Raw genomic sequence first — 10,099 nt, forward strand, 5'->3', positions numbered from 1 at the left:
TCAGTGAGCAAATTTCTTTATGGCACTGATAATACATTCTCATATCTAAACTCATATTGCATTTGCCGCAAATGTATAAACCCACACACTGCAAGTCCTAGAAAGTTTAGCGAGTCAATTGGTTTGAGGAGAAACTTAGAGACACTAAAACCCTGACTCAACAGGGCTTTAGCAGGTCTGGAAGGTCTATGGTAGACCTAGAATTGGTGGAGGCGGGGGGAATTGAACCCCCGTCCGCAAATCCGCTGCCTGAAGGCACTACATGCTTATTCAATCTTTGATTTAACCCGCAACTCGCCGATTGACAGGCTCATTGAAGGCTAGTTTAGTTTGGTTTTAGTACCCTTGCCCTAAACAAACGCCGGTACGATCTTATGTTAGATGATGCCTGAAACCCGAACGCATAAGCACGGACTCGGTCAGACAGCTTTCAACTGGTTATTAAGCAGCGAGAGCGAAAGAATCGTCGTTTGCGACTATTTTTTGTGACTAGTGTTTAAGTGGTCACCACACCCACTGCATGCTCCCCAGGGTTTGTAATCCACGTCGAAGCCATGTCGCCCCCTAGTGATATCACTACCTAAGTGAATGGCGCATTCTACGCAGAGCTGGCGCATTTGTCATGTTTTTCCTGCAAGCGGTTTAAGCGAGTGATGGGGTGCAAGCATGGCATACATAAGTTCTTGATTATCCAACAGGATATTAGCCTTTTCTGGGCTGTCCATTAAAGGATTGCGTATGCCTAAGCGTTTTTGTACCCAGTGATTGTAGGCGATTTCCCATGGATCAGCGGGATCGCTCTTCGCCCAAGCGACCAAGGTGTCAATATGTTGCTGATACAGTTCATCAATACCATAGACCAATAACATATAAAGTAAGGCACGCGCCACATAGCCACGGCTGCGAGTCGGGATCACCCATTCATTTTCGGCATCAAAACCAGCCATTGCCTGATCTTCTCTCATGCTTAATTGCGGCGGGCGCACAATTTGGTCGCCATCCAAGTCAAAGGGGAAACTGGATCGGCGTGCATTAAGTAGGCGTTCTGAAGGTGCTAGGTTGAAAGGATTAGTGCTAGCACCATAACGCACATGGCGTGGCATCCGTTTATTGATCAGATACGCATCCAGAAAATTGAGCGGAATTAAGTGCTCGATGCTATGGGCTTCACGTTTACGTAGCTCACTGACGGGCATATCCCCATAGACTGATTTCACCCAGCCATATTGCCCATCAAAGAAAAAGCTCCAGAATTTTTCGTATTTATCCGAGCTGCTCCATTGTTGGTAGTGCCGATTGGTTTGATAAATGCCACCCGCTAAATCAATGAAATCTTGACGGGTGCTGAGGTTAGTACGCGATTCCGGCAAGCTACGACCCAAAACAGGCAGGTTAGCACGATCTCCAATGGGAAGAATTTCAACACATACTTGACCATGATCGGATTGCAGACGATTTTCAATGCCATCCTCATTCAGGTGGAGATTATAAGCCCAGTAATTTAACACTTCGCCCAGCGCGTTCGGGTTATTCGCATTAAATTGATTGGAAACTAAAATATGATCCAGTGTGGTGCCTTGCCCACGGTGGATATGAGTGAAAGGGCGCGGATGTTGACGCATATTGGGAGCCAGTCGGAAGGCATCACTAAGGCGGTAATCATGTAAATAGCCTGCTACGGTTTCAGGCCAATCCTCCTCAGGAATACCACCGATTTCATAAATTTTGTCTTGCATCGTGATGGCATTAAACGGCGAAGAATCTGCTTCGTCATTAAGGTCACCCAAAATGACACAAGGTAGTTTAGGCTCAGACAGCAATGACTCTGCCACATAATGATATAGTAAGGTGGCTTCTGCGCCGCGCTGAATGAGCGAACTAATGCTGGCACGTGAAAGGCGCATCAAGGTATCTACGCTACGATCACGCCAGTGCATAGCTTCAGGATAACTAATAGCTAACGCTGAAGCGCGTTTGGATTTCAGGTGGACGACACACACTTTTATGTTCCCAGCGTCAGGAACTTCAAGTTCAGCACAAACCGGCAAGCGGCTAAATTGAAACTGATCCCCCAAACGTAATTCGTGCTTGACCGCTGTATTTAATGGAACACTAGCTATGTTTTTTAGCGGCCAACGGGAGGCTAAAGCGACTACAGAACGGTTAAACACCCGTGGATCCTCAGGTATCGTGCCTGAGACATCAACCGTTGCAAAATGCTCATAACCCGCCGCACGACATAAAGCTTGCAGTGGCTCAATACTAAAAACTTCTTGAAAGCCCACTACATCGGCATCCATTTCAGCCAAGCGTTTTTGAATCCATTCCTGTTTGGCTTGCCAATCGTTGGGTGTATAACTGGCCTCAGCCTTAGCCTCATACCAAAACTGCCCTGGAGCAACAAACTGAAATAGATTAAACGTCGCCAATTTCATACGTCGATCCCTTAAAAATTTGATTAAGCATATCACTAACTTAAAAAAGCGCTGTAATCAGTTTTGCTTAAGCGCTTTGAGCTATGCGACACTGCTTGCTTTTCGGTTGGGAAGTCATGTCAGTCAATACCGTCCCTATACTCCATAAATGGCCAGCTATGCGCTTTGGCGCTTTGGTTTCGCTACCCATGATTATTGGTAATATGCCGTTTGGTTTTATTTTTGGTTCACTCGCAGTTAGTCAAGGTTTACCTTTATGGGTGCCTATGGCTATGTCATTTTTTGTTTTTGCAGGGTCTGCACAATTTGTTGCGATTGGCTTATTAGCGGCTGGTGCGCCGCTGTGGGTTATTATTTCTACTACTTTTATCGTGAACTTGCGCCATTTATTATACGCGGCTGATTTTATGAAATATGTGCGGCATTTAAGTTTGAAGTGGCGCGCACTTATGGCCTTTGGCTTAATTGATGAGACCTATGCTGCGGTCACTCCCTATTATCAAAATGGTAGATTGCATTTAGAAGTCGGCCATTGGGCGTATTTAGGTTCATTTTTAGCGTTTTATACCATATGGAATGTGACCACTTTTCTCGGTGTGGTGGCCGGAAAATATATTCCCAATATGTCGCAGTGGGGATTAGAGTTTGCGATGGTTGCCACCTTTCTGGGCATTATTACCCCTTATTTGCGAAGCCTACCTTACTGGACAGTCTTTTTAGTCTCAGGTGGGCTGGCTGTAGTGTTGTATAACTTGCCCAATAATTTAGGCATGTTAATAGCAGCATTGTTGGGTGTAGCAGCGGGACTCTTAAGCGAGCAAGTCCAGACCCGCTTCAAATCCAGCGCTGAGGTGCAACCATGAGTACTACCTTCTTAATAGCTGTTGTTTTTGGTATGTTTGCGGTGACTTTTGCTATTCGTTTTGTGTTATTAGCGCGCGCCCATCGCACCTATTTACCGGCATGGCTGGAGGAGGCGTTGCGTTTTGTGCCTGTCGCAGTGCTGACTGCGATCATTATGCCCATGCTCTTAATGCCGAATAAGCAATGGGATTTGGACTGGCATAATCCTTGGCTTTTGGGCGGGGGGGCTGCATTTGTTACTGGCTTGGTATTACGCAAACCATTGATTACGATTGTGTTTGGGGTCGTGGTGTTTTTTGTGAGTAAAGCGCTGATAAGCTAACTATTTGAAGGTAAATGTTGTTATCTGGCTTGGCAACAGGTCGGGCTTTTGGTGAATTTTTAGTAGTTTGATGCTAAGTTTGAGTAATAGGGTAGTGCTTCAGACGCCTTGGAAATTTGGACAAACAGTTATTGATGCTATGCCAAAATGCGACTCATAAAAGCTCAGCATGAGAGTTTTCAACGCATGAGTTGCACTACCTCAATTTGAGTTATTCGATATACTAATAAGGTTAATAATATGCTCATTAAATCTGCTGATGATAAAGCTCCAAGCTTGGCAAGCTTAGAAAAATTTCTCACTTATCCAAATCTTACCGATAGCCAAAAGAAAGGGATTGAACAAGAGTTGCGCTTTATAAGAGCTGGCCTAAAAGTAGAAAAGGAAGTCGCCTATTTAATTGATTTTGATTTCAAAGATTCAAAAAATTATGCAGTGCTTCATGATTTACGTTTAGAGGTCAACGGTAGAGTAGCGCAAATTGATCATTTGCTAATTAACCGAACCTTAGATGTTTTTGTATTAGAAACTAAATCATTTCACGCAGGGCTTAGAATTAATGATAATGGTGAGTTCCTAAGGTGGAATGATTATAAAAAGAGTTTTGAAGGGATGCCCTCACCCATTGAGCAAAATCAACGTCATGTAAAGGTTTTGCAGGATGCTTTGGAGCAAATTGAATTGCCGAAGCGTTTGGGGTTTCGCCTGATGCCTAAATTAATTCCGTTAATATTGATTTCACCAAATACTCGTATTGATCGACCTACGAAGTTCGATACGCATTCTGTGATCAAAGCCGATACGCTTAAGCGCTATATCATGGAATTTTACGATGATTCAATTGGAGCTACTTTTAAAAATTCTTTGGGTACTTTGAGTGCTGCTGCAAAAATAGTGGCTTCAGATACGGTTGAAGATGTAGCTAGAAAGTTGGCGGCTTTGCATAGCCCAATTGCCATGAATTACAACGCGAAATTTGATATTCGTGAGTCAGTTCAATCAGGGCATGTCTGTCGCCATTGCAAAAGCAACCATATAGCAGTTTTGTATGGCAAGTATGGTTACTACTTTAAGTGCCACGGCTGTAGTGGTAATACAGCTATAAAACCGCAATGCGATAAAGATAAATGTGGTGCACGTATCCGAAAGGAAGGAGATCAGTTTTTCCGAGAATGTGCCGAATGCAAATTTAGTGAGCTTTACTTCACAAATCCGACGACACAGTTGACGTAATGTCGCTAAGTGAATTAAGGATTCTGCTGCGTGGCGAGTGCGAAATGTTATACTGCGCACTCTTAATTGTTACTTAGCCAAACACCATGAGTCTCCAACCCCACCAAATCGAACTACTCTCACCTGCAAAAAACGCTGATATCGGTCGAGAAGCCATTTTACATGGCGCGGATGCGGTTTATATCGGTGGGCCTGATTTTGGGGCACGGCATAATGCCAGCAATACTATTGCCGACATTGCTGAATTGGTGCAGTTCGCACACCGTTTTCATGCGCGGATTTTCGTTACCCTCAATACCATTCTGCATGAGGCTGAACTAGAGCCAGCGCGGCGGCTGGTCAATGATTTATACAATAGCGGTGTGGATGCGCTGATTGTGCAGGATATGGCACTCTTGGAAATGGATATTCCACCTATTCAATTACATGCCTCCACGCAATGCGATATTCGTTCCGCCGCTAAAGCAAAGTTTTTATCCGAGGTAGGTTTCTCGCAGCTTGTCTTAGCGCGTGAATTGACTATTGCACAGATTCGCGAGATTGCGCAAACGGTGGGCGATGGTGCAACGATTGAATATTTTATTCATGGTGCTTTGTGTGTCGCGTTTTCAGGGCAGTGTTATATCAGTCATGCGGAAACGGGGCGCAGTGCGAATCGTGGGGATTGTTCACAAGCGTGCCGTTTGCCTTATACACTGACCGAGTCAAATGGGGCGGTGATTGCTTTCGATAAGCATTTATTGTCGATGAAAGACAATAATCAGTCTGCGAATCTAGAGACTTTATTGGATGCCGGTGTGCGCTCGCTAAAGATTGAAGGGCGCTATAAAGACGTGTCGTATGTGAAAAATATCACTGCGCATTATCGCCAATTACTCGATCAAATTTTGGAGCGTCGACCGGAGTGGGCGCGTGCCAGTTCGGGTGCTAGTGAGATTTTCTTCAAACCAAATCCGGATAAAACTTTCCATAGGGGCAGCACCGATTATTTTGCGACCGGACGCCAAGCCGATATTGGTGCGTTTGATTCGCCCAAGTTTGTGGGATTGCGTTTAGGTAAGGTGCATCAAGTTAGCAAAGAGTGGCTGGAAGTCGTAACTGCTGAGGCGATGGCCAATGGCGATGGTCTGAATTTCATGCGTAAGCGTGAGGTGGTGGGCTTGCAAGCCAATACAGTGGAGCTGCGTGACAAAACTAAAGACGGTGAAACCATTTGGCGCATTGTACCGAACGATCTGAGCATGTTGGCGGGCTTAACAATAGGTACGGACGTGTCGCGTAATCGTGACCATGCTTGGGAATTAGCAGTTTTGAAAAAATCCGCTGAGCGTTTAATTCCAGTGTGGCTAAGTTTGCATGAAACACCCACAGGGTTGAGTTTAAGCATTACTGATGCGGACATGATTAGTGCGACAGTGCAGCTTGATCTGACCTTAGAGCCAGCACGTCAAGCTGATAAAGCATGGGCGAGTTTGCGTGAAAATCTTGGCAAGTTAGGCAATACGATTTTCGTTGTGCAAGATATTCAACTCAATTTGAGCCAGCCGTGGTTTGTGCCAGTCTCAAGCTTAAATCAATTACGCCGTGATGCGGTGGCTGCTTTAGAGCAAGCGCGCTTAGCGGCTTGGCAACGTCCGACACGAAAAGCGCCGTTAGAGCCTGCGCCGATTTATCCTGAAACTAGCTTGTCGTATTTGGCGAATGTCTATAACTCACTGGCTTGGCAGTTCTATCGTAAGCATGGCGTGGAAGTAATTGAACCAGCATATGAAGCACACGAAGAGGAGGGCGAGGTAAGTTTAATGATCACCAAGCATTGCCTGCGCTTCTCTTATAATCTCTGCCCGAAACAAGCTAAAGGTGTGCAAGGGGTGATGGGGCAGGTGCGCGCTGATCCTTTAATCCTCAAAAATGGCGATGAAACTTATACCCTGAAATTCGAATGCCGCCCTTGTGAAATGCACGTAATGGGTAAGATGAAAAAACATATCTTGAAACAACCACCGCCGAGTGTCGTGCCTACCGCACTGCCGTTAACCTTTTACAAACAGCGTCCTGTCTAATAACGAGTGTCCTATGCAAGCTTATTTATCTCTATTAGCTATTACTGGCTCACTGGCTGTTGGCGCAATGAGTCCGGGACCAAGTTTCGTCGTAGTGGCTCGTAATTCTATCGCTTTATCCCGCCAACATGGTTATGCCACTGCTTTAGGGATGGGCACGGGCGCTGGTACTTTTGCTTTGATTGCTTTGCTTGGCTTGCACGCCGTCTTAAGTGCTGTGCCATTGGCTTTTTGGGCGTTCAAAATCGCGGGTGGGTTGTATTTATTATATCTGGCTTATCAAATTTTAAGCCATGCCCGTGAGCCGCTTCCGGAAGTTAAGGGCAGTGCCAGTCTGATGAGCCTAAAGCGTGCATATTTTTATGGTTTATTGACACAACTCAGTAATCCTAAGACCGCAATTGTATTTGCCAGCGTATTCTCAGCGCTTTTACCGCCAGTGATTCCGCTGTATTTCTATATTGCCTTACCGGTACTGGCTGCTTTGGTCGATGGTTGTTGGTATCTCCTAGTCGCTTATCTACTTTCGGCTGAAACCCCTCGGAAAACCTATCTCACTTATAAAGCATGGATTGATGGTCTGGCAGGTACGGTAATGGGATTGTTAGGGATTCGTTTGCTGCTGAGTAAGTTGCCAGCTTGAGTCTAGTTTTTGAAACTAAAATTTTTCCACTTGTTTATTGCGACGTTTGGAATATGTGCTAGCAAAAACCAAGGATGCGGTATTAGCAAAGGCAGAGGAATTAAAAAATTCACCTTTATCTAAAGAAGCAAAAAAAGTTCCTACGCAAAGCCACTCAGGGTTTAGCCTTTTACAATACCTCGCGCCTACATCGGGCTAATGGTGGATTCTCTCTTTTAGCGTATGAGGCTCAGTTCTACAAAAAGTTCGCTTAGGCTCTCCAAATTTAATTGAGCATTACAAGTGGCTGCGATCACGGCAGCGGTAGAGACCGCTTCTTGCCTTGCCATGGCAGTAAGACGGTCAGCTTATCGGAACGCTTGCCATCAGAACCTCACAGGACAAAATCTGCATCTTGCTGCAAGGCGGACTTCAACTTCTCTAAAGCACGACCGTTGGATTTAGTCTGGCTAATAAAAATATAATCTTGCGAAAATTTTATTATAAGGGAGATTTTATTTTTATATCTATAACCTATTTGTTCGATTCTAATTATTTGTGATGTAGTAGTTGACTTATTGGGTTTCGTGATGTGCTTTGCATTGAGTAAATTATTATGAATGCTTTTTTTGAAATTTCTTGACAATTTTTTAATCATTAACTATTAATAATAATGAGTTTTAAAGATAGAAATCATCTAAATTGAAAACTCTAAATTTTGTCAATTAAATCAAAGAGATCTATTTTATGATTAGTAAGTTGCGTAAGAAATATATGCTTTTATGTGGTGTCCTTTTAGCTGGCATGGCAGGAGCATCTAACAGTGCAATGACAATAACACTTGATGATGCTATCTCAGTTGTTGAAACTCAAAATTTAGCTAAAAATAATTATCCTATTAAGACAAGTAAACAAGAGTGGTCTCAGCTAAAAGATCATCAAGCTATGATTGATAAAGCTCAGATTGCTAAAGAGAATTTAGGTAAATTAACTACTAAAGAACTCATTGAGCTTAGCCTTGATTATCCTCTTTTTGATGATGTATTAGCGCATAATTCTATCCAATCTGGCTTTGAGCAGGTTGTTCGTAACTTTAATGGTCTTCAAGATCTATTAAGTAGAGATGATGCTGCACAGGAGTTAGTCAAGAAGTATAAAAAGCTAGAGGTTAATCTGAAAAGAGTAAATCTAAGTGCGGAGGATCAAGTTAATGTTAGCTCGAAAATTCGCAGACTTGAATGGATTTTGGCTCAAGATGCTATTGTTGATAGACTATCTCTTAATGAACAGAAGTTGTTATCTAAATTAGCTTTAAGAAATATAAAGAATAAACAACTAGATAAGGAGCTTTATGGCTCGTTAGGCTATGAGTCTAGTGCGCTTGTATTAGGAAAGTCTCTCATGAGAACTAATAAGGATGCTCTAAGTAGCACTACTCAAGAGTTGTTAGTGAGTGGGAATGGTGCTGTAGCCGAAGTTATTCCTGAGATCATTACTGTGGGAGAAATGGCTAATAAATAAGCTTCGACTTTAATTATATACCTTAGGAAGATTTTATTATGATTCGTAATTTAGTAGCTTTATTTTTTATTGGAAGTATCGGAACGGCATATGCTGACTATAGTTGCAGTTTTTACACTCCGTATGGCACAAGTGTGACTGGAGTTTGTGCAACGTATGAACTGTCTTCTGCCGAAATTCTGTCAATGAATAATTATGTTGCCACTTATTATCCATTGGCGGTACGAGAAACCAATGCATCACGTAGGTATAATTGTCACTCTTATGCCTGGTATAGCCAATCGACAGCTAATACAGTGTGGTTGAATAGCCCTCAAGAAGATAAGTATTGGTTAGATGGTAGCTATAAATTAAAAGCTACTGGCTATAGTAATACTACACCGGCTGCTGCACCAATAGGTGCTAAAGTATCATATATCTATGATGATCATTCAGCTATAAAAGTAGGTGCTTCTGCGTTTAGATCTAAATGGGGACAGCTACCTAGAATGCTTCATTCACCTAATTATACGCCTTATACAAGCAACGGTTATCGCTATTACGCTCCTTAAAACGTAATTTGCTTTTTAGCCTACTATTAACTTAGTAGGCTTTTATGAATGTAAATTTATTATATGATTTTTTGATTTTTTTTATATTTTTCTAAAATTTAGAAGCAAACTAGCAAGAGAGGGATCAAGTGTGAAATTTCATGTTGTTGATATTTATAAAAATATGATTTATTTTAAAATTTAAGCGTTTTTTAGATTGAATTCCTTCTATCTTTTATTAAAAGCATTTCATCTAATAAAAGTATAAATTAGACTGAAGTGTATATATTCTTTAAGGGCATGATTAGCAAAATAATTTAAGTTTTTGGAGAAAACAACATGTCAATTTTTCATGCTAGATCATCTAATGCTGTTGATTTCCATAGAATGGCTAGCTCTAATTACGAGACTGCGTTTGGTCGTCCGATGCCTGGCTCAGTTCCGCGTTGGGCTAGTTCTGATTACGAGACTGCGTTTGGTCGTCCGGTGCCTAGCCCAGTTCCGCGTTG

Annotated in this window: 8 protein-coding genes and 1 other RNA gene; 7 read left to right on the top strand and 2 right to left on the bottom strand. The window is 42.8% G+C overall.

Annotated features, from left to right (window positions below):
• Positions 1 to 204: 204 nt before the first annotated feature.
• Positions 205 to 565: a transfer-messenger RNA gene (ssrA, locus tag A3IE_RS22425) on the bottom strand.
• 55 nt (positions 566 to 620) lie between these two features.
• Complete coding sequence (locus A3IE_RS0105015) at positions 621 to 2,435, bottom strand: endonuclease/exonuclease/phosphatase family protein (RefSeq protein WP_020394502.1); 1,815 nt, start codon at positions 2,433 to 2,435, stop codon at positions 621 to 623.
• Between the two features lie 116 nt (positions 2,436 to 2,551).
• Between A3IE_RS0105015 and A3IE_RS0105020 the strand changes: the two genes are divergently transcribed.
• From A3IE_RS0105020 to A3IE_RS0105055, 7 genes are all read left to right on the top strand, one after another.
• A complete protein-coding gene (locus A3IE_RS0105020) occupies positions 2,552 to 3,298 on the top strand; it encodes an AzlC family ABC transporter permease (RefSeq protein WP_020394503.1) in 747 nt (248 codons plus the stop codon).
• On the top strand, positions 3,295 to 3,621 hold the full coding sequence (locus A3IE_RS0105025; RefSeq protein ID WP_020394504.1) for an AzlD domain-containing protein: 327 nt from the start codon (positions 3,295 to 3,297) through the stop codon (positions 3,619 to 3,621). Before A3IE_RS0105020 ends, A3IE_RS0105025 begins: the two co-directional genes overlap by 4 nt.
• 240 nt (positions 3,622 to 3,861) lie before the next feature.
• On the top strand, positions 3,862 to 4,854 hold the full coding sequence (locus A3IE_RS19950) for a nuclease-related domain-containing protein (protein WP_020394505.1): 993 nt from the start codon (positions 3,862 to 3,864) through the stop codon (positions 4,852 to 4,854).
• An 86-nt stretch (positions 4,855 to 4,940) separates the two neighbouring features.
• Positions 4,941 to 6,917 (top strand): peptidase U32 family protein, encoded by a 1,977-nt coding sequence (locus tag A3IE_RS0105035; protein ID WP_020394506.1) that lies wholly within the window; start codon positions 4,941 to 4,943, stop codon positions 6,915 to 6,917.
• Between the two features lie 13 nt (positions 6,918 to 6,930).
• The gene (locus A3IE_RS0105040) at positions 6,931 to 7,560 is read left to right on the top strand and encodes a LysE family translocator (protein ID WP_020394507.1); all 630 of its coding nucleotides are present in this window, start codon (positions 6,931 to 6,933) and stop codon (positions 7,558 to 7,560) included.
• A 726-nt stretch (positions 7,561 to 8,286) separates the two neighbouring features.
• Positions 8,287 to 9,060: a hypothetical protein gene (locus tag A3IE_RS0105050; RefSeq protein WP_020394509.1), complete on the top strand. Its 774-nt coding sequence runs from the start codon at positions 8,287 to 8,289 to the stop codon at positions 9,058 to 9,060.
• 38 nt (positions 9,061 to 9,098) lie between these two features.
• On the top strand, positions 9,099 to 9,611 hold the full coding sequence (locus A3IE_RS0105055; RefSeq protein WP_020394510.1) for a hypothetical protein: 513 nt from the start codon (positions 9,099 to 9,101) through the stop codon (positions 9,609 to 9,611).
• Positions 9,612 to 10,099: the final 488 nt, after the last annotated feature.

Source organism: Thiolinea disciformis DSM 14473 (assembly GCF_000371925.1).
In the GTDB taxonomy this organism is placed as follows: Bacteria; Pseudomonadota; Gammaproteobacteria; order Thiotrichales; family Thiotrichaceae; genus Thiolinea; species Thiolinea disciformis.

What these genes read in the sequence shown, in the direction of transcription:
- A3IE_RS0105015 (WP_020394502.1), bottom strand. Translation starts at nt 2,435, where the DNA reads ATGAAATTGGCGACGTTTAATCTATTTCAGTTTGTTGCTCCAGGGCAG.
- A3IE_RS0105020 (WP_020394503.1), top strand. Translation starts at nt 2,552, where the DNA reads ATGTCAGTCAATACCGTCCCTATACTCCATAAATGGCCAGCTATGCGC.
- A3IE_RS0105025 (WP_020394504.1), top strand. Translation starts at nt 3,295, where the DNA reads ATGAGTACTACCTTCTTAATAGCTGTTGTTTTTGGTATGTTTGCGGTG.
- A3IE_RS19950 (WP_020394505.1), top strand. Translation starts at nt 3,862, where the DNA reads ATGCTCATTAAATCTGCTGATGATAAAGCTCCAAGCTTGGCAAGCTTA.
- A3IE_RS0105035 (WP_020394506.1), top strand. Translation starts at nt 4,941, where the DNA reads ATGAGTCTCCAACCCCACCAAATCGAACTACTCTCACCTGCAAAAAAC.
- A3IE_RS0105040 (WP_020394507.1), top strand. Translation starts at nt 6,931, where the DNA reads ATGCAAGCTTATTTATCTCTATTAGCTATTACTGGCTCACTGGCTGTT.
- A3IE_RS0105050 (WP_020394509.1), top strand. Translation starts at nt 8,287, where the DNA reads ATGATTAGTAAGTTGCGTAAGAAATATATGCTTTTATGTGGTGTCCTT.
- A3IE_RS0105055 (WP_020394510.1), top strand. Translation starts at nt 9,099, where the DNA reads ATGATTCGTAATTTAGTAGCTTTATTTTTTATTGGAAGTATCGGAACG.